General features: G+C 43.8%; 15 protein-coding genes. 7 read left to right on the top strand and 8 right to left on the bottom strand.

What is annotated here, in order from left to right:
• Positions 1-4: 4 nt before the first annotated feature.
• From pstB to F0232_RS00540, 4 genes are all read right to left on the bottom strand, one after another.
• Positions 5-754: a phosphate ABC transporter ATP-binding protein PstB gene (gene pstB, locus F0232_RS00555; RefSeq protein ID WP_004737715.1), complete on the bottom strand. Its 750-nt coding sequence runs from the start codon at positions 752-754 to the stop codon at positions 5-7.
• 93 nt (positions 755-847) lie between these two features.
• Positions 848-1,711 (bottom strand): phosphate ABC transporter permease PstA, encoded by an 864-nt coding sequence (gene pstA / locus F0232_RS00550; RefSeq protein WP_032498030.1) that lies wholly within the window; start codon positions 1,709-1,711, stop codon positions 848-850.
• Between the two features lie 15 nt (positions 1,712-1,726).
• A complete protein-coding gene (gene pstC / locus F0232_RS00545; protein ID WP_008215818.1) occupies positions 1,727-2,656 on the bottom strand; it encodes a phosphate ABC transporter permease subunit PstC in 930 nt (309 codons plus the stop codon).
• 112 nt (positions 2,657-2,768) lie between these two features.
• Positions 2,769-3,590: a phosphate ABC transporter substrate-binding protein gene (locus F0232_RS00540; protein ID WP_102424660.1), complete on the bottom strand. Its 822-nt coding sequence runs from the start codon at positions 3,588-3,590 to the stop codon at positions 2,769-2,771.
• 468 nt (positions 3,591-4,058) lie between these two features.
• Between F0232_RS00540 and F0232_RS00535 the strand changes: the two genes are divergently transcribed.
• On the top strand, positions 4,059-5,702 hold the full coding sequence (locus F0232_RS00535) for a methyl-accepting chemotaxis protein (RefSeq protein ID WP_105058460.1): 1,644 nt from the start codon (positions 4,059-4,061) through the stop codon (positions 5,700-5,702).
• 99 nt (positions 5,703-5,801) lie between these two features.
• On the opposite strand, the gene F0232_RS00530 is transcribed toward F0232_RS00535, so the two are convergent.
• Both F0232_RS00530 and F0232_RS00525 read right to left on the bottom strand, forming a co-directional pair.
• Positions 5,802-6,695, bottom strand: coding sequence for a lipase secretion chaperone (locus tag F0232_RS00530; protein WP_105058461.1), 894 nt, complete (start codon positions 6,693-6,695; stop codon positions 5,802-5,804).
• Positions 6,696-6,734: 39 nt separating this feature from the next.
• Entirely contained in the window at positions 6,735-7,676 is a 942-nt protein-coding gene (locus F0232_RS00525; RefSeq protein WP_105058462.1) for a triacylglycerol lipase, read from the bottom strand.
• 410 nt (positions 7,677-8,086) lie between these two features.
• On the opposite strand from F0232_RS00525, the gene F0232_RS00520 reads away from it, so the two are divergent.
• Positions 8,087-9,334 carry an SGNH/GDSL hydrolase family protein gene (locus tag F0232_RS00520; RefSeq protein ID WP_105058463.1) on the top strand — a complete coding sequence of 416 codons (1,248 nt, stop codon included), beginning with the start codon at positions 8,087-8,089 and terminating at the stop codon, positions 9,332-9,334.
• A gap of 149 nt (positions 9,335-9,483) precedes the next feature.
• On the opposite strand, the gene F0232_RS00515 is transcribed toward F0232_RS00520, so the two are convergent.
• Positions 9,484-10,815, bottom strand: a complete 1,332-nt coding sequence (locus F0232_RS00515; RefSeq protein ID WP_061032142.1) for a DEAD/DEAH box helicase — start codon at positions 10,813-10,815, stop codon at positions 9,484-9,486.
• Positions 10,816-11,176: 361 nt separating this feature from the next.
• Here F0232_RS00515 and F0232_RS00510 point away from each other — a divergent pair, with 361 nt between their 5' ends.
• Positions 11,177-11,443: an Lpp/OprI family alanine-zipper lipoprotein gene (locus F0232_RS00510; RefSeq protein ID WP_061032141.1), complete on the top strand. Its 267-nt coding sequence runs from the start codon at positions 11,177-11,179 to the stop codon at positions 11,441-11,443.
• A 156-nt stretch (positions 11,444-11,599) separates the two neighbouring features.
• On the opposite strand, the gene F0232_RS00505 is transcribed toward F0232_RS00510, so the two are convergent.
• Positions 11,600-12,595 (bottom strand): L,D-transpeptidase family protein, encoded by a 996-nt coding sequence (locus F0232_RS00505; RefSeq protein WP_105058464.1) that lies wholly within the window; start codon positions 12,593-12,595, stop codon positions 11,600-11,602.
• A 348-nt stretch (positions 12,596-12,943) separates the two neighbouring features.
• On the opposite strand from F0232_RS00505, the gene deoD reads away from it, so the two are divergent.
• From deoD to F0232_RS00485, 4 genes are all read left to right on the top strand, one after another.
• Positions 12,944-13,654 carry a purine-nucleoside phosphorylase gene (gene deoD, locus F0232_RS00500; protein ID WP_048661021.1) on the top strand — a complete coding sequence of 237 codons (711 nt, stop codon included), beginning with the start codon at positions 12,944-12,946 and terminating at the stop codon, positions 13,652-13,654.
• A gap of 82 nt (positions 13,655-13,736) precedes the next feature.
• Positions 13,737-15,206, top strand: coding sequence for a hypothetical protein (locus F0232_RS00495; RefSeq protein ID WP_061032393.1), 1,470 nt, complete (start codon positions 13,737-13,739; stop codon positions 15,204-15,206).
• A 186-nt stretch (positions 15,207-15,392) separates the two neighbouring features.
• Positions 15,393-16,862, top strand: coding sequence for a hypothetical protein (locus F0232_RS00490; protein ID WP_105058465.1), 1,470 nt, complete (start codon positions 15,393-15,395; stop codon positions 16,860-16,862).
• On the top strand, positions 16,862-18,442 hold the full coding sequence (locus F0232_RS00485; RefSeq protein ID WP_061032138.1) for a GGDEF domain-containing protein: 1,581 nt from the start codon (positions 16,862-16,864) through the stop codon (positions 18,440-18,442). Before F0232_RS00490 ends, F0232_RS00485 begins: the two co-directional genes overlap by 1 nt.
• Positions 18,443-18,487: the final 45 nt, after the last annotated feature.

Below are 18,487 nucleotides of genomic sequence, written 5' to 3'. Positions count from 1 at the left end.
TCGATTAACCAAAGTCACCGTTTACGTAACCTTTAGTACGATCATCTTTTGGTTCACTGAAGATAACACTGGTTTCGTTATGCTCTACAAGCTCTCCCATGAGGAAGAAAGCGGTACGGTCTGAGATACGACGCGCTTGCTGCATTGAGTGCGTTACGATAACGATAGTGAAGTCTTTCTTCAGATCTTCCATCAATTCTTCAATCTTGTGTGTCGCGATTGGATCTAGAGCCGATGTTGGTTCATCCATCAGGATTACATCTGGTTCCATTGCAATCGTACGTGCGATACATAGACGCTGTTGTTGACCACCAGACAGACCAAATGCATGCGCTTTAAGACGGTCTTTTACTTCATCCCACAGTGCAGCACTGCGTAGCGAGCGCTCAACCACTTCATCAATGTGTTTTTTGTCTTTGATACCTTGAGCACGTAGGCCGTATGCCACGTTCTCGTAGATGCTCATTGGGAACGGGTTTGGCTTTTGGAATACCATACCTACGCGGATACGTAGGTCAGCAACATCGATATTACCGTAGATGTCAGTGCCATCCATATCCAGCTTACCCTTAATCGTAACGCCTTCAATTAGGTCATTCATGCGGTTCAAACAACGCAATAGTGTTGATTTACCACAGCCAGACGGGCCAATCAGAGCAGTAACCTGGCGAGTTGGAATTGGCAGGTTGATAGATTTAAGCGCTTGGTTGTCGCCGTAAAACAGATCTAGGTTCTCAATATCAAATTTGTTCATGTTCGTAATCTCTAAATTCTTAAATTCGTGTCTAACTTGATGCTTTCTTTATCACGGGGGCTCTCTTTATTGTTGAGCCAGTAGCTAGTGAGCTTAGTAAGTTGCCGTGTTGAAGCGTCTCGCAATCAGTTTTGTAACCATGTTGATCAAGAGAACCAATACGATTAGGACTGTCGCCGTGCCGTAGGCTTGGTTCCACTCATCGATAGTAAATAGCTCTGTTGTCAGCTTATATAAGTGAACCGTTAGTGTACGTCCAGAATCAAATACAGATTCAGGAACACGTGCCACCATACCTGCTGTTAAGAACACAGGCGCTGATTCACCAATTACACGACCAATACTAAGAATGACCGAAGTTAAGATACCTGGCATTGCGCTTGGTAAGATCAAACGCCAGATAGTGTAGATTTTTGAAGCGCCAAGGCCATATGAGCCTTCACGGTAAGTTTGTGGTACTGCCATCAATGCTTCTTCTGTAGTACGAATGATTACAGGAAGAATCAGAATACTTAGCGTTAGTGCACCCGATAGAATCGAGAAGCCAAGACCAAGAATCGATACAAAGAAAGTCATACCGAATAGACCGAAGATAATCGACGGAATACCCGCTAGAGACTCAGTACAGAACCGAATCGCTTTAACCAGTCGGCTACCAACTTTCGCATATTCAGTTAGGTAGATTGCCGTCATGATACCCAGTGGTGCTGCAACGGCAATCGATGCAATTACCATGTAGATCGTGGCGATGATCATTGGGAAAATACCACGCTCTTCACCAGTACGAGTGTAATCGTCAGTGATGAAGTTCCAATCTACGTATTGCAGACCGTTCGATAGGATGTACCAAATAATCCAGAATAAGAAACCAACAGTGACTGCTGCTGCCGCCCAGATAAAACCCTTTAGGATGTTATCTTTAGTTTGACGGGCTTGTTTTAGTTTTACGAGATCCATATTACTCATCCCCGCTTACTTCGATTTTTCACGGTTAAGATAAAGTAGAGCACCATTTAACATCATGATGAACACTAGAAGTACAACACCGGTTGCGTAGAGTGCATTTGCGTGAACGCCACTTGCGTAAGACATCTCAATCGCAATGTTTGCTGTTAGTGTACGAGCCGAGTCCAAAATACCTTCTGGCATTGCTGGAGCGTTACCCATCACCATGATGATTGCCATGGTTTCACCAAGTGCACGACCGATACCTAGAATCACACCAGTCATAATGCCTGAACGAGCAGCAGGAACGAGCAGCTTAAAAATCGTATAGATTTTAGAAGCACCCAGTGCAAGTGAACCTTCTTTGTACGTACGAGGTACCGCACGAATCGAAGTTTCAGAAACCGTAATAACGGTAGGAAGAATCATGATACCTAGAACGATGATACCTGCCAGAATAGTGTTACCCGCTGGTACAGAGAAGATGTTCTGAATCATTGGAACGATGATTACTAGACCAAAGAAGCCGTAAACTACCGACGGGATACCCGCTAGAAGTTCAACTGCTGGTCGAATAATATCTGCAAGACGCTTAGGAGCAATCTCAGCAATAAAAATAGCGGTTAGTACACCTACTGGAACACCAACAACTACAGCGCCTAGTGTCGACACAATCGATGCAACAATCATAGTTGCAACACCGAATAGAGCTGGAGGTAACCAGTCAACACCCAAAACGATGCCAGAAACACCGGCTTCTTGGAATGCAGGGATACTCTCTGCAACGATAAAGTAAGCGATAACGGCTAGTGATACGATGCCGATTACAGCACTCGATAAGAACAAGCCGTGGAAGATTCTTTCTCTCCAGTCAACGCGCTTCTTGGTGCGCAGACTCGGCTTATTGATTTGAGTCGCTTCAGTATTCATAAGCTTTTCACTATTTGCGATGGTCATATATAAAATCTCAAACTTTGTGGCTCAAAAAGAGCTCGAAATAACCAAAGTTGAAAGAAAAGGCTCAGCCTAAAGTCAGGCTGAGCAATCATTTAAAGTGAGTCAGTTAAGATTAGTTAACTGTGATGTAGCCTTTCTTACCAGCGATAGCTTGAGCTTCGTCTGCAACCATCCAGTCTAGGAACTGTTGAGTTTCAGCTGTTGGAGCGCCAGACTTGTAAAGTACTAGGAAAGGACGAGCAACTTTGTAAGAACCGTTCTTAACGTTATCTACAGTCGCTTCAGCGCCGTCGATAGTTAGAGCTTGAACAGATTCGTCAACTGTACCTAGAGAGATAAAGCCGATTGCGTATGGGTTGCTTGCTACAGAAACTTTAAGTGCGCCGTTACCGTTAGCAACTTGTGCACGTTGAGAGATAGCCGATACTTTCTTATCGCCGATCTTCTTCTTAAGCTTCATGATGTCTTCGAATGCACCACGTGTACCAGATGCAGTATCACGAGTGATTGCTACGATTGGCTTGTCTGCACCACCAACATCTTTCCAGTTAGTGATGTCGCCTTTGTAGATTGAAGTGATTTGCTCAGCAGTAAGAGCAGATACTTCGTTATTTGGGTTTACAACAACTGCGATACCGTCACGAGCGATAACTAGCTCTTTCAGGTCAGCAGATTTCTCTTCTTCTTTAAGGTCACGAGAAGAGATACCTAGGTCAGCACTTCCATTTTTTGCTGCTTTGATGCCTGCAGAAGAACCTGGAGCTTGAATTTCGATGAACACTGGTTCGCCTTTATTCATGTAGGTTTCTGCAAAAACTTCAACCAGTGGAGAAGCACTGTTAGAGCCAACTACAGAGATAGTTTCTTTAGCTGAAGCTGTATTCACTGTTAGAGCGCCTAGAAGTGCGATTGCACCGATAACTGTCTTTTTCATCACAAATTTCCTTTAGTGGCGTTATTGCCGTAATGTTGTGTTTGCTTGAACGGTGCCCACTTTAGAATCCGAATGTGACAGTTGTGTTTCACTAAATTGAAGCCTATATGACAACTGCAATTTATTTTCTTGTTTTCTCCTTATTAGATGCCTTCGAGGTAATACATTGCCTTGTTCTATAAGCACTAAGTATTTATTCCAACCAAATTAAAACAACCCGCTCAAATAACCATCAATGCTGATTTTTACGTAGAACATGGCCAACTCTCCCCTTATTAGCCTTACCTTTACAAAGGTTAAAAGGCTTAATTGAACGATAAATAATCAATATTTATCAAATACCTATCGCATATATCTAAATCGAATCTATTACTGATTGAATTGTCATTCTCAGAAGTTAGAATCACCTGCTAATAACAATAATAACAATTGCTTCTGCTCATTTATTTATTCAAAGAGGGACATTACATGCGCCAACTTCTCAGTGGCTTATCTATAAAAATACAAATACTAATACCTGTACTCTTTTCCGTCGTATTGCTTTTGACGGGGGTTATTATCGGTGGTGACAAACTAGAAAATGCCTTTAAAGAGGTATCTATCGCAACAGACCAACTGATCCTACATAAAGAAGAACTCAGCGAAATCGTCGACAACAGCTACGGTATGCGCATCAAAGCGATCTACAGCTTGTTCAATGCAGATGATGTGAAAACGTTAGTTCAAACTCTTAATGAAAAGCGCGACCTAAACACTCGTCTATTAGACTCCTTAAATACTGTGCCGGGGATGCAAGACGAAGTGGCAGCAATGAGTAAGGCGATGAATCACTATGTCGACTTTTCTCGTACAACAATGCTTCCTTTGCTAAAGGCAAAACATGGTAATTCAGCTCTGTCTTCTGACTTCGATGCACGTTACCAAGTGGCTATTGACCAATACCGTCATGCAGGTAACGAGATGGTACAAGCCATCAATACCCTATCTAAAAAGCTCAACTTACTTGCAACGCAAGAAGTAGACATCAATGGTCAGCAACACACCAATACACTTAATACGGCAACGGTAGCTCTATTAGTTATCCTTTCAATCGCATTACTCATCAGTTGGGTACTCGCAAGCATCATTGTTAAGCCGATCAGCAATATTCAAGCAACTATGCGCGAAGTCGCAAATGGTAACTTGCTAGTAAAAGCAGAAGAGTACGGCGACAACGAAATCTCTCGCTTAGCAAAAGACGTAAACCAATCAGTAGACCAACTGCGTGACACCGTAAGTTCACTTTCTCGAATCAGTATTGAAGTCGCTTCTGCATCCACAGAGCTGGCTGCAGTAATGACGCAATCAAGCGTGAACTCAGATCAAGAGAAGCAAGAAGTTGAGCAAGTTGCTTCTGCAGTGAATCAATTGGAGAGCACAGCTTCTCACGTTAACGAAAATGCAGTTCAAGCAGATTCGGCATCTAAGCAAGCCGACGAAATGGCAACGCACAGCATGAGTTTGTTTAACGAGAGCAACAAAGCCAATGAGCAAATGGCTATTCAGCTTAGTGAAGCAGCGAATGTTGTGGGAACACTGAAAGAGCACTCAGAACAGATAGGTAAAGTGATTGAGGTGATTCAAAGCATCTCTGAACAGACCAACCTACTTGCGCTGAATGCAGCTATTGAAGCGGCGCGTGCGGGAGAAAGTGGTCGTGGTTTCGCTGTGGTTGCCGATGAGGTTCGAATGCTAGCGGCACGTACTCAAGACTCAACCAAAGAGATACAAACCATTATCGAAGGTTTGCAGGTTCAATCTGGCAATGCGAACGAGAGCATGAGCAGCTCACTGGCGATGCTAGAGCACAACCAAACACTTGCAGCTGAAGTAAGCGAGGCTCTTTCTGGTATTGCCAACTCGGTAACAGACATGACGGAAATTAACACTCAGGTAGCCTCTGCAGCCGAAGAGCAAAGCCAAGTGACGTCAGACATCAACCGCAATATCTCCAACATCTACAGCTTAGTAAGCCAGAACGTAACCGGGATTACTCAAGCTGCTGCTGCAAGCCATGAGCTATCGAACCTTGCAGAGCAACAGAAACAACAGTTGGGTTACTTCAAGGTTTAGGGTTTGACTTTATAGTCGAAACAACCCGCCTCGTAGCAAAAAACCAGTCACTCGTGACTGGTTTTTTTATTCATAGGCTCTTTCATTGAACGAACCTCACTACTCAAGCTCTGCGTCCCAAATCCGTTCTATCGCTTCTACTCTTCGGATCTGCTTTGAAGGAAAGTGGGCAACTCTGAGTTCCGCGATTGTCTCTTGTCGTTCGACTTGTGATAGCCCTGCGTCGTCTAAAATATCTTTTCGTTCCGCTAAGTAAATCTCTAAAGTCCCCTCAAAATCAGCTCTTTGTTGGTCGAGCTCTTCAAGCCTTTGCGCGGCATCTTCACCCACCAGTTCATTTCGCTTCAAGTATTTCTCTTGCTGTTCAAGCCCTTCAGACTTGGATAATTGTTGAAGCAACACCTGATTCTTGTGGCTCGTTTGGACGTAGTCTGCTTGCTCAGAGATTAAAGAATCTAACCGTTGTTGGTATTCCAGCTCACTCAGCCCTTCTTGCTTCAATCGAAGCTTCTCTAAAGCAACCTCCCTCATTTGGTTATCGTGAGTAAATAAGATACTTATCTCGCTCGGGCTAAAAAACTGAGCCTGGAGATCAAGTAAGGCTTGGTTTAAGCGTTGCAGATCATCGACAGAGAGCGAGGTGGGGTCGAACTGAACGTCCAATGACGTCAATGCCGACTTGTAATCAAGATATTTGGCAAACAAGGCTTCATCGACAATTGCACCTTTTGATTGAGCATGGTGCTGAGCAACGTTGTTACGAATATCTTCAAGGGTTAGCTCTGTTTGTCCAGAGACGAAGTAATCCATAGTGTCTTTGGCCGATGCACTATCAATATCAGTATCTTGTTGAGAGCTCACTTTCAACGAGGAGATACTTTGTTGTTCGTCACCGCTTGGGTTTAAGCTCTCTTCCACTGGATATAAAATAAAGACCGCCGCTGCACTCATCAGGGCTATCGTGGTTATCGAAAAAATGGCGGCCTTATTCATTATATTTTCCTTATTGTGTTAACGAATCATCAGTACAAGCTACAAGCCAGCCAACTTCAATCGGTTCGCGTGCTGGCGATACAATGTTACCGGGTCAGTCTCAAACAAATGATGGATGCCCAACAAACCGTTGATCTCATCCAGATGATTCATTTTGTAATCATCCCCAATCACTTTACCTAGGTGAGCACTACAAGCTCCAACAAGCCCATCATTTGGTTCGTTAAACGCTAAACCTAGCACTGTCATCGCCGCATCGGTCGGGTCCAAAAGATTGGTAAAAGTGGAAGACCCTGTCCATGAGTAGTAATAAACGCCGTTACTGGCTTGCCACTCACCATCACCACATGCAGAGGTTGGAACCCCTTCAGGATAAAATTGATTGAAAGCAAGAGAACCTTCTGTCGTCAACGCTTCTAGTGATGCCAAGCCATCTTGTTCGAGGTCTGAGCCACCAGACAATAGATTGATGAGTGTCGTCAAACCACCCGCCAACTTAACCGCAATTCCCTCAGTGACAGACCCTTCAGGTACGGTTCCACGAACTAAATCCGCTACCTTTGAACCTTTATGAACGCCGCCAATACTCGTTACCGATGCGACAAGGTCTGGTCTGACAGAGGCCACATACCGCGCCGTGGGGCCACCATGACTGTGCCCGACAAGGTTAACCTTATTTGCTCCTGTTGCCGCTAAAAGTGTCTCGACCTGAGCCAATAATTGCTCTCCCCTAACCTCTGAACTATTCGTCGCTGATACTTGTGCAACGTATACGCTCGCGCCATCTTTGGTTAAAGATTCAGGCACCCCATAAAAGTAATCCACACCCGCTAACGTATCGAACCCAAATAAGCCATGTACCAACACAATGGGATATTTGGTTTCCGTGTATCCACTTACCTCTAATGCCGAAGCGCTTGTTCCTGCATAGGCACCCAAACTGGATAGGCAGGCGATTGTCCAAATTAATATCTTCTTCAATGCTCTTTCCTTAAACAAGTTAGACCTCTGATGAGTAAGAGAAACGTAGGTGATAATTTTATAAAACTAAAAAGAGTGACTCGAGATTTGTGATGTTGAACTGGAAATAAACAATAGGGATTAACATTAGGCAGGCGAAGATCAATCAACAAAAATAACAATAAGACATTGATTAAATTAACATTTAATGGGGATTACGTGTTAATTACTTACTCTCGAGGTTTGAGAGCAATAACCAAAAAATCGTTGGAAGTTTGACATTTATGCCAGTTATTAAACACCAAGAAGCTGAATGTGTTGACGGTAATTATCAATTATCGATATAGGTCATACCGGCCATTTACTTACTCAGTTATCAACAATAAACAACGTTTATTCGGCTTACCTACACATAAAAAGAGAATACAGTAATGAAAAACACGGCTTTAATACTCGCGTTAACAGTGCCGTTTGGTGCTTATGCTGCTGAAAATTCAACACCAACACCGGAATCTATTTCCTCTGCTCAAGTACTCAGCACACAAGATTCAGAAACCTACTCTTACGTCCGATGTTGGTATCGCACAGATGCCTCTCATGACTCAGCCGCTACCGATTGGAAATGGGCGAAAAAAGAAAACGGGGACTATTATACGATCAACGGATATTGGTGGTCGTCCGTCTCGTTCAAAAATATGTTTTACAGTGATACTCCGCAATCTGAAATCAAACAGCGTTGTGAACAAACACTCGATATCCAGCATGATGCCGCAGACATTACCTACTTTGCCGCAGATAATCGCTTCTCTTATAACCACTCAATTTGGACCAATGACAACGCTATTCAAGGAAATACGATAAATCGCATTGTTACTTTTGGTGATAGCCTTTCTGATACTGGAAATCTATTTAACGGATCTCAATGGGTTTTCCCAAATGCGGACTCGTGGTTTCTAGGGCATTTTTCTAATGGCTTAGTCTGGACAGAATACCTAGCAAAAGCCAAAGACGTCCCTTTATATAATTGGGCTGTAGGTGGCGCAGCAGGTACCAATCAGTATGTCGCATTAACCGGGGTATATGACCAAGTCACGTCCTACTTAACCTATATGAAAGTCGCCAAAAACTATCACCCAGAAAACTCGCTGTTTACGCTGGAATTTGGGCTCAATGACTTTATGAATTACGACCGAGAAGTCGCTGATGTCAAAGCCGATTTCAGCAGTGCTCTCATTCGATTGACTGAATCTGGAGCCAACAATATCTTGTTATTCACATTGCCTGATGCGACAAAGGCGCCTCAATTCAAGTACTCGACAGAACAAGAGATCATCAAGGTTCGTGGCAAGATCATTGAGTTTAATCAATTCATTAAAGTACAGGCCGAGTATTACCAAAACATGGGGAAAAATGTGGTGCTGTTCGATGCAAGTGCACTGTTTGCAAGCATTACCGACAACCCACAGCAGCATGGCTTTAGAAATGCGAGTGATGCTTGCCTTGATATCAATAGAAGCTCTGCTGCTGATTATTTGCGAAGCCATAGCTTGACCAATGACTGTGCTACCTATGGTTCAGATAGCTATGTATTTTGGGGCGTAACACATCCTACTACCGCTACTCACAAGTATATTGCCGACCATATCTTGGCATATTCGTTCTCTTCCTTTAATTTCTAGTGATTTAGCAACTGATCTGTATGTTCAGATGCCAAATGAAATACTAGGTATCAGTGGCTTACATAGACTACAGATACAAAAAAACCGCCTATTTAGGCGGTTTTTATTTATCTAAGTTTTATCAATAGAGCCTTTAAGCTGACTAGTGATTACTCGTCGTCCACTTTTGGCGCGACTTTCTTCTTAGGGATAAATACGCTATCACCCACAGCCACATTTTGATGGAAACTCTTATCGCGTTTAACTGGCTTCTTCGCTGTCTTCTTCGCTTGAGGTTTGCCCGCTTTCTTAGCTGGACCGCCCTTCTTGAAGGCTGGCTTACGAGGCTTGATGCCTTTGAACTTGCCTTTTAGCCCTTCAAGAACAGAGAAGTTAAGGTCTTGCTGCAGGTAAAGCTCAACACGCTTGAAGCTGTCCCAGTCTTTTGGACCCACCAAAGAAATTGCATCACCTTTATTACCAGCACGACCGGTACGACCAACACGGTGAACGTACTCTTCAGTGTGCTTAGGCATATCAAAGTTGATAACGTGGCTTACGTTTGGAATATCAATTCCACGTGAAGCAACGTCTGTTGTTACCAAGATCTTGTAAACCGCACGCTCAAACTGGCTCATGATGGCATTACGTTGCGTTTGGTTTAGATTACCACTCAGTGCAACCGCTTTTAGCTTCTTCTCGTTAAGCTTGTCGGTTAGACGATCAGTGTCAGCACGAGTTGCCGTGAAGATCATAACCTGACGGTACTCAGCCTCTTCCAGAACGCGGTCTAAAATCGCCTCTTTATGATCCAAGTGGTCACAAAGGTAGAACTTCTGCGTGATATCAAGGTGCTGCTCATTCGAAACACCAACAGAAATACGCTTAGGAGCGTCTAACATCTCATTCGCGATGTCGTTCACTTCAGCGTGATCAAGTGTTGCAGAGAACATCAAAGTTTGACGACGACGGTGCTTCGCAGCGTTTGCAATGCGACGAAGTTCAGGAGCAAAGCCTAGATCAAGCATACGGTCTGCTTCATCAAGGATAAGCGTTTCAACACCATCTAGGAACAACGAGCGGTGCTCTAGGTGGTCAGCAAGACGACCTGGAGTCGCAACGATAAAACGAGGATACTTACGCAGTGCTTTCACTTGGTCGTTAAAGTTCTCGCCACCCAAGATAAGCGCCGCTTCGTAAGACAAACCACCCAGCATGCTACGTAATTCACCGTAAACTTGCTTAGCCAGCTCACGAGTAGGAGCCAAAATTACACCACGAGGATCACGAGCAGAAAACGCTTTGGTTTTTAATGCCTTGTGAATCATTGGCAGAACAAACGCCAATGTCTTGCCTGAACCCGTTTTTGATGAAGCCAATAGATCCTTACCGGCAATAGCAACAGGGATCGCTTTCGATTGGATCTCTGTCGCTTTCTTAAAGTCGTAATGTTTTAAGTTCTTCAGTAAGCGGTTATCTAAGCCTAAATCTTTAAAGTGCAAAGGACTCTCCAGTCATGATGGTATTGAATAAAATTATTTTAACGCGACATGATACCGCGAAAATGCTTTATAAGGATAGAGATCACAGAAAATTTATCCCTACTAACAAAGTTGTCTAGAACATTGTATGCGTTGCTAGCAAAGGGTTAGCCCCATTCAATCGACGAAAAAGTCCTTCAAAAGCGGCCATCTCATAAGTGAGACAGAACGTGATGCTTAGCTAATTCCCTCAAAAATTTAGCAATTTCTTTAGTTATTGTTTTTGCAGTTAAAAAATTAGTCGCTACAATCATTAATGAAGCGACTATATGATAAAGAATGTATAGCGCATTTTTTGATGGTAAATAAGCAAGGAGTTCTTATGAATAAGACGTTAATCGCAGCTGCAGCCTCAGTTTTCATTCTAGCTGGTTGTTCTTCAGAGCCAGAAGAAGCTGCAGTATCAGAAATGGATCAACTAACTAACCAAGTCGCTCAACTAACAAGCGAAGTTGAAGCTCTTAAGAGTGACAAAGCAGCAGCAGAAATGAAAGCTCAAGAAGCTTCTGCAGCCGCTATGGCAGCAAAAGAAGAAGCGGATCGTGCTAACGACCGTATCGACAACATCGCTGAGTCTTACACTAAATAGTTTGATATCTAAGCGCGATTAAGCTGTAGATTAAATAAGTCGCAAAAAGCAGTATATAGAAAGCACCACCTCTTAACGGATGTGGTGCTTTTATTTGGGGAAAACTAAATAGGTTAAAAGAAGAAAGTAAACCGACTCTCAACAAAAGCCTACGAGTTAAAATTCAATCACAGGAGGTGCGATTTCAACAGGCACACCATTTTGAGCAAAGATAACCGCTTTGGCTTTTGAGTTTGGTAGATCGGCATCTTCAAGCCACCATTTCAACTCTACCGGGATTTGTAGTGATTTTTTAGAACCATCACTTCGAGTCAATGGCTCATGCGCTTCAACAAACACACTTCTATCTGGCTCTAATGAAACCTTGATCGGCTCATTAATAATGGTCACTTGCTCACCACGGTTTACCTGTTCAAAAAGCCACTCTATATCTTTAGGCTCCATTCGGATACAACCTGAGCTAACACGCAGACCGATACCAAAGTCTTTGTTAGTACCGTGTATAAGATAATCCCCCGCACCATAAGCAAGTCGCAATGCATATTCTCCCAATGGGTTTTCTGGCCCAGCTGGAACCACCCTAGGTAATTCGATCCCTTTCTCTAGATACTCTTCACGGATTGACTTCGGTGGTGTCCAGGTCGGGTTGGGTCTTTTTTGACTTATCTTGGTGATCATTTCTGGCGTATCACGTCCTACTCGACCAATGCCGACAGGGAATACGTGCACCTGGTTCTTCTCGGGCTCAAAGTAATACAGCCTTAACTCGGCAAGGTTAATCACAATTCCTTTTCTTGGGGTGTCCGGCAGAATCAAACGACTAGGGATACTCAGTACATAGCCTTCAGCAGGAAGGAAAGGATCAACGCCTTTATTTGCCGCCATTAACGAGAGAAAACCAATATCGTATTGCTTTGCAATGTTCGCTAGCGTTTCACCTGCTGCGACTTCGTGCTGTTGTATTCGACCTACAATGCGACTCTCTTCAGGAGGCAGTTCAAAGGTCGCCGCAGACACCCACGACGACACCATCCCAGCAGCAATCAAAGTACCTTTCACTGCAAACGTAGTTGCTCTCAATGCAAACGAAACGCTCTTGCGTATTTTTGTTGTCATGGAGTACAAAAGCGTCGAGTTAGCGCAATACAACATACAATTCCTTGGTTTACTGTCCTTATCAAAGTTTAGATTATCGTTGATTAAACGTCTCTACAACGAATTGTTACTTCAAACCCCATATGCAATCGATCTTTAATTTGAGTTTTTTCTTTAAATCACCTTCAATTATTCCACACAAAATCGATTGCCTTTAAGATTTCAACATATTTAGTTATCAATATTAATAAAACGATAATAGCAGAGCCATTTTGTGACTAGGGTCTCATGGAGCCTCGTTTTAACTCGCTAATATTGCCTCAACAAAACGAATTCAATTCAACAGAATCGGTAATTGATTAAATCCTGTTCCTATAATTACCGTTTAAACTTTGGAGAACGACCATGGCTACACCTCATATTAACGCTCAAGCTGGTGATTTCGCAGAAACAGTACTGATGCCGGGTGACCCGCTTCGCGCAAAATACATTGCTGAAACATTCCTTGATGACGTGAAGCAAGTTTGTGACGTTCGCAACATGTTCGGTTACACAGGCACTTACAAAGGTAAGAAAGTTTCTGTAATGGGCCACGGTATGGGTATCCCATCATGCTGCATTTACGTGCACGAGCTAATTGCTGAGTACGGTGTAAAGAACGTAATTCGCGTAGGTAGCTGTGGCGCAGTACGTGACGACGTTAAATTGATGGACGTTGTTATCGGTATGGGTGCTTCAACAGACTCAAAAGTAAACCGTATTCGTTTCAACAACCACGACTTCGCGGCAATCGCTGATTTCGGTCTTCTAGAAGAAGCAGTAAACCAAGCACGTGCACAAGAAGTTCCAGTTAAAGTTGGTAACGTATTCTCTGCAGACCTTTTCTACACTCCAGAAGCTGACCTTTTCGAAAAAATGGAAAAGCTAGGCATCCTAGGTGTTGATATGGAAGCGGCTGGTATCTACGGCGTTGCTGCAGACCTTGGTGCTAAAGCACTGACTATCCTAACAGTATCTGACCACATCATCCGTGGCGAGAAACTAAGCTCTGAAGAGCGTCAAAAATCTTTCAACGACATGATGAAAGTTGCTCTAGAGACTGCAATCAACATCTAACGATTTGATAAGAGATACATTGAAAGGCGTTACCCCGCAGCCAAGTTCACTTGGCTGCTCAAATAATCCCGAGGGGGAGATCGTGTCTAACGACAAGCTGCCAAAAGATGCGGATGGTTTGCAACTCAACTTTTGTAAAACATTGGCGTGTGACAACTTTGGCTTGAGCGATGCAAAACGTTATGTTTTGCAACACGCGAACCCTAAGCGTCCAGCGATGGTTTGTCGTGAATGTGGAGCTTTCCCCCCCTTACTTAACAATCGTGAAGTGTTAAGCGAACTTCATCGCCTAAGACAACTTCATAGCGATGGGCTCCCTGCTTGTCGTAATGACGATTGCGATAACTTCGGCTTATCGGTTCATACCCATAAACATCTTTATCATGCCTTCGGCTACAGTGGCGACAGGCAGCGTTATCGATGCAAAGACTGCCAATCAACCTTTGTTGACAAGTGGTCTGGTTCCAATAAAAAACTTCAGTTTCAAGAGAACCTCATGGGCTTACTGTTCATGGGCTATTCCGTACGTGAAATCTGCCGAAAACTAGAGATCAACCCAAAGACTTTCTATGACCATGTTGACCATATCGCGAGCCGATGCCGTCGCAAATTAGCGATGATCGATGCACGATGGGTAAATCATGCCAAAGACTATCAGTTCGCTTCCCATTATCAGCGCTTACAACCACAAAGTAGCAACGGAGTGGTTTGGATAGCGACGGGTGAGGCGCATTCTGGCTATATCCTTTGCCAACACGTGAATTACTCACAAAATGAAGAGCCATCAGGGAATGTCGATCACAACCCTTATGATGATGTGGCGCGCTTTGTATCTAAAGAGCACTCTTCAGAAGCGAATCTTGAACTGCCTCAGCGATCAGACAAACTCAAAGAGCGTATTGAACAGCAATACCAAGTCATTTTGGCAAGAGGCAATGTTGAAGACCCGATGGGTAACCTCACAACGTTTAGCTACCCTTCGAAAGGGGCGCTCATTCGACCGCCTTATACGTCTTATGCTCACTTCCTGCATGTGCTTGATATGTGTGATGAGAACAAACACGTTGCGATCTATATGCCACAAGATCCATTACTAAGATCTGCCGCCCTGAGCGTATGTTTGCCGCGTATCCAGAGTCAAAATATTGACCTTATGTATGTAGAAGAAGACGCAGGTTGGCAAGACGATCAAAGTTTTGAAAAGATCGATATCGTTCACATGAGTTGGTGGCGCGATCGCTGGGCTATTGCCAATCAAGGTGATAAGCAGAAAGGTATCTGCTACCTAACAGGCAGTAATCCGGAGCCAAAACAGTGGTTTAATACCGCATCAATTCAACAAACCAAGTTTTATCAAGAGCGTTTTCAGGTGCTTTTTGATAGCTTTATCAATGAACCAAGACGTAAGCTTCGTCCAGGCGGCATTCTTCCATTACTCGACATATTCAGGGCTTGGCACAATCTGTGCTACCAAGATAAGCAAGGACTCACTGCAGCGCAGCGCTTAGGCGTAGCAGAGCACCCATTGACGTTAAAGCAACTACTTTCATAAAAACAAGCGCTCTAGATAATTATTCGGGAACTCATTGATTTTAAAGTAACAACATGAGGCATCCCCCATAATTGGAAAAGATTCATGTTCCTTTAGTGCTCTGAGAAAGATAATTGGTGCTTATCCTAAACCACACTCTTATAATGATTGTGTTATCAATATGTTCGATAATTATGGATCTAAGCCTTGGACAAAAATCAGTACCTTCTTGAAACAGAACTAGAACAACTCAAAACTCGCGTCGACTCTGAACCATTGGTGATCCTAGAGATTGCACAACAATGCCTCGTCAGATCCGAACAAGTTCTGTTTGAAGAAGGCGCGATTCAGTCGCTAATGTTGATGGCGAGATGTTGCTGGAACCTAATGGATTACCAAAAAGGGTTAAAGTACATCAAGGAAGCCTATAAGCGACAAAGCCGCTTAGATACCGATCTTTTTCTGCCCGAAATCCTCCATTTACACGCGCTCCAGTTCTGGGGACAAGCCAAGTACTACTCTGCACAACAGTTCTGGATCAATGCGTTAGAACAATCAGCACTGGTCGATGAGGTCGAGATTCAAATCGAATGCCTCATTGGCCTTGGCAACATCTGGCGAATGACTCACGAATATAAGCTGGCTCGTTCTACACACCAGCTTGCCGTTAAAGTAGCCAACAACAGCCGTATCGGTTGGTTAGAAGGTAAAGCAAGAATCCTTCTCGCATGGGATTACTACCTACTCAACAACTATGTTGAAATGCTGTCAGTATTAGATGGTGCAGAGGAAGCGTTAAAAGAACATAAAGACAACACTTGGCACGCAGAGGTATGGGACTTCAGAGGCTTAGCTCTACTTGGCCTTGAGCGCTTAGACGACGCTGAACGTGCAACAGCCAAAGCGCACAACTTGGCAGTTGAACACAACCTAGTTTGGATGAAAGCGCACTCGTATATCAGTCGTGCTCGTCTAGAGTTGCTACGAAAAAGACCAGAGCAAGCCGCGGAACTGCTTAGGCTCGCGGAAGAGTCAGCAAACGAATTCGACAATGGTGAACTGCTCAGTCAGATCTGCTACCAACAATCTTTAGTCGCAGAAGAAAATCAAGATTTCAAAGCCGCATTAATCGCCTTTAAAAAGTACCGTCAATATTCTACCGGTATGCTTCGAGAACAGACTGCTCGTGTTGGTTTAGATAAAGCGCGCAGCTCCAAACGCCAACTCGAACAGAGAGCGAGAAAGCTCATCAACCGTATTCGTGGCCAACACGAGTACGATCCTGAAAAACATTTCTCTTATGTTGTTTCAGAAACCTTTTGGTGGGAGCAGTTAGTCCTGTTCAAAACTGAGCTTAAACGCTCAAACCACAGCATCATTATGTTTCAACACGTCGACCCAGACTACTTAGATGTCTGCACCGAAATCGCTCATACCTTGTGTAATCAAGATGATTTCATTTCAAGACTCAGTTCAGAGCGTGTTGCTCTCATGCTCTCTGAAAAAGGCGAAGCTGCAGAGCAAACCTTCCAAACTCTAAGTACCATGCTTGATATTTATCCATGGCATCGAAAAGGATTAAAAGGTTCAAAACCAACCGTCAGCCTCAATGACATTTTGACGTTCCCATTCACTCTTGAACAACTAGAAGAAGACGATGCCGAGGTAAGAGTTTGATGGAAACGCTACTAAGTAAAATCACCGATGCAGGTCTAGACCCTTCTTCCGTTTCAGGTGAAGAAGCGATCATATTCTGGAACCATATTCGCCAGCATGTTTCGACAACCAAAACCGAGCAAGCGCACTGCTATATCATTAGTTCGGAATATCGCGCTGAACTGCAGCAAACCCAAACCAGTATCGAAGAACTTAGACTGGCACTCAATCTATTAAATTTGCCAACAGATATAGAAGATATTCTGACCGTCAAAACCAGCCTAAGTGATCGCTTGGTAGAAGTTGGGGATTACACTTCGGCGCTTAATGAGTTCGTTAGCTCATCATCCATCGCGGTTGAACATGGCTATATCGATGAATACGTAATGGCAATTCTAGGCATGGGTAACCTGTGTGACGCTTATGGCGACCACAGTAGAGCCCTTCGTTATTACCAAAAAATCAATAGCATAGACCATGCGATAAGTAGTCGCTCGCTTCGTCTCAAGTTCAAGCTTCATATGGTCGCGAGCCTACTGCTACTCAACCGCATTACTGCCGCTAGCGACTTACTCAATGAGTGTGAAGAACTCAGTATTCTGGTCAGTAACAAACTGCTTACCGCTCAGATCTTGCTTTACCAAGCAAAAGTATTGCGTGCAAAGAAGAAATATCACGAGGCGCTGCGTTGCCTGTCTAAGATTCAATACTCTGCTAACAACACTCAAGCAAGTTGGTTAGCAACCATGACACGTCTCGAGCTCGCTCATTGTTTAAGTGCCATCGGCAAACAAGAATACGCCAGCATGATCTTGTCGAGTACAGACAAGCGCATGAAGGTTTACTCATCCCCAGTACTCGCTAAACGGTTCTATGATTCGCTAAGCGACGTGTGCATGAACCAAGGACGTTTTCAGGAAGCATTAAGCTACGAGAAAAAAGGCTATCGAATTGAGACGGATCTAATGAAACAGATCCCAATCAGTGAGCTGGGAGCCAGCCAACTTCGTCGCCTGTCGAGATTCGAGCTGCAACTAAAACTCATCCTCTCTGAACAAGAAAACAGAGAGCTAAAAGAGACAACCGAACAGCACAAAAACGCTGTGGCACAGCTCCAACAGGATGTGTTCACCGATCCATTAACCGGTTTGCACAACCGCCGATGGTTAGATGTGAAGCTAAAAGACATGCTGTTACACGACACCTCTTTCGCACTCATGGTTGTCGATATTGATCACTTTAAGTCAATCAATGATGAACTGAGCCACCTAGTGGGTGATAAAGCAATTGTGAGTGTCTCTCAAGAGTTAAGGTCGTACTTCAAGTTCCGAGGCGCTTCCTGTGTCAGATTCGGTGGGGAAGAGTTCTTAGTCATTCTCGAAAATACCGACATGGCAAAAGCAGAAATGCACTCAGAGAATTACCGTGAACGAATTTTCCAATTTGGTTGGCATGAAATACTCGGTGAGCGTGGCTTAACAGTCAGTATTGGTATCACGATGCATCGTGAGGGCGAGAATACACAGCGTACCTTCTATCGAGCAGACAAAGCCTTATATCGTGCAAAAGCAAACGGTCGAAACCAAGTCTGCACCGAGTAATGAAATAGTTAAAGTAGTGCCGAACCACTTCAGCTCGGCACTATC

The organism is Vibrio sp. T3Y01 (genome assembly GCF_013114525.1).
Classification (GTDB): Bacteria; Pseudomonadota; Gammaproteobacteria; order Enterobacterales; family Vibrionaceae; genus Vibrio; species Vibrio chagasii_B.
The sequence above is the reverse complement of the archived record's forward strand: the minus strand, read 5'-3'. Positions and strand labels throughout refer to the sequence as shown.

What these genes read in the sequence shown, in the direction of transcription:
- deoD (WP_048661021.1), top strand. Translation starts at nt 12,944, where the DNA reads ATGGCTACACCTCATATTAACGCTCAAGCTGGTGATTTCGCAGAAACA.
- F0232_RS00530 (WP_105058461.1), bottom strand. Translation starts at nt 6,695, where the DNA reads ATGAATAAGGCCGCCATTTTTTCGATAACCACGATAGCCCTGATGAGT.
- F0232_RS00520 (WP_105058463.1), top strand. Translation starts at nt 8,087, where the DNA reads ATGAAAAACACGGCTTTAATACTCGCGTTAACAGTGCCGTTTGGTGCT.
- pstA (WP_032498030.1), bottom strand. Translation starts at nt 1,711, where the DNA reads ATGGATCTCGTAAAACTAAAACAAGCCCGTCAAACTAAAGATAACATC.
- pstC (WP_008215818.1), bottom strand. Translation starts at nt 2,656, where the DNA reads ATGACCATCGCAAATAGTGAAAAGCTTATGAATACTGAAGCGACTCAA.
- F0232_RS00505 (WP_105058464.1), bottom strand. Translation starts at nt 12,595, where the DNA reads ATGTTGTATTGCGCTAACTCGACGCTTTTGTACTCCATGACAACAAAA.
- F0232_RS00540 (WP_102424660.1), bottom strand. Translation starts at nt 3,590, where the DNA reads ATGAAAAAGACAGTTATCGGTGCAATCGCACTTCTAGGCGCTCTAACA.
- F0232_RS00535 (WP_105058460.1), top strand. Translation starts at nt 4,059, where the DNA reads ATGCGCCAACTTCTCAGTGGCTTATCTATAAAAATACAAATACTAATA.
- F0232_RS00510 (WP_061032141.1), top strand. Translation starts at nt 11,177, where the DNA reads ATGAATAAGACGTTAATCGCAGCTGCAGCCTCAGTTTTCATTCTAGCT.
- F0232_RS00485 (WP_061032138.1), top strand. Translation starts at nt 16,862, where the DNA reads ATGGAAACGCTACTAAGTAAAATCACCGATGCAGGTCTAGACCCTTCT.
- pstB (WP_004737715.1), bottom strand. Translation starts at nt 754, where the DNA reads ATGAACAAATTTGATATTGAGAACCTAGATCTGTTTTACGGCGACAAC.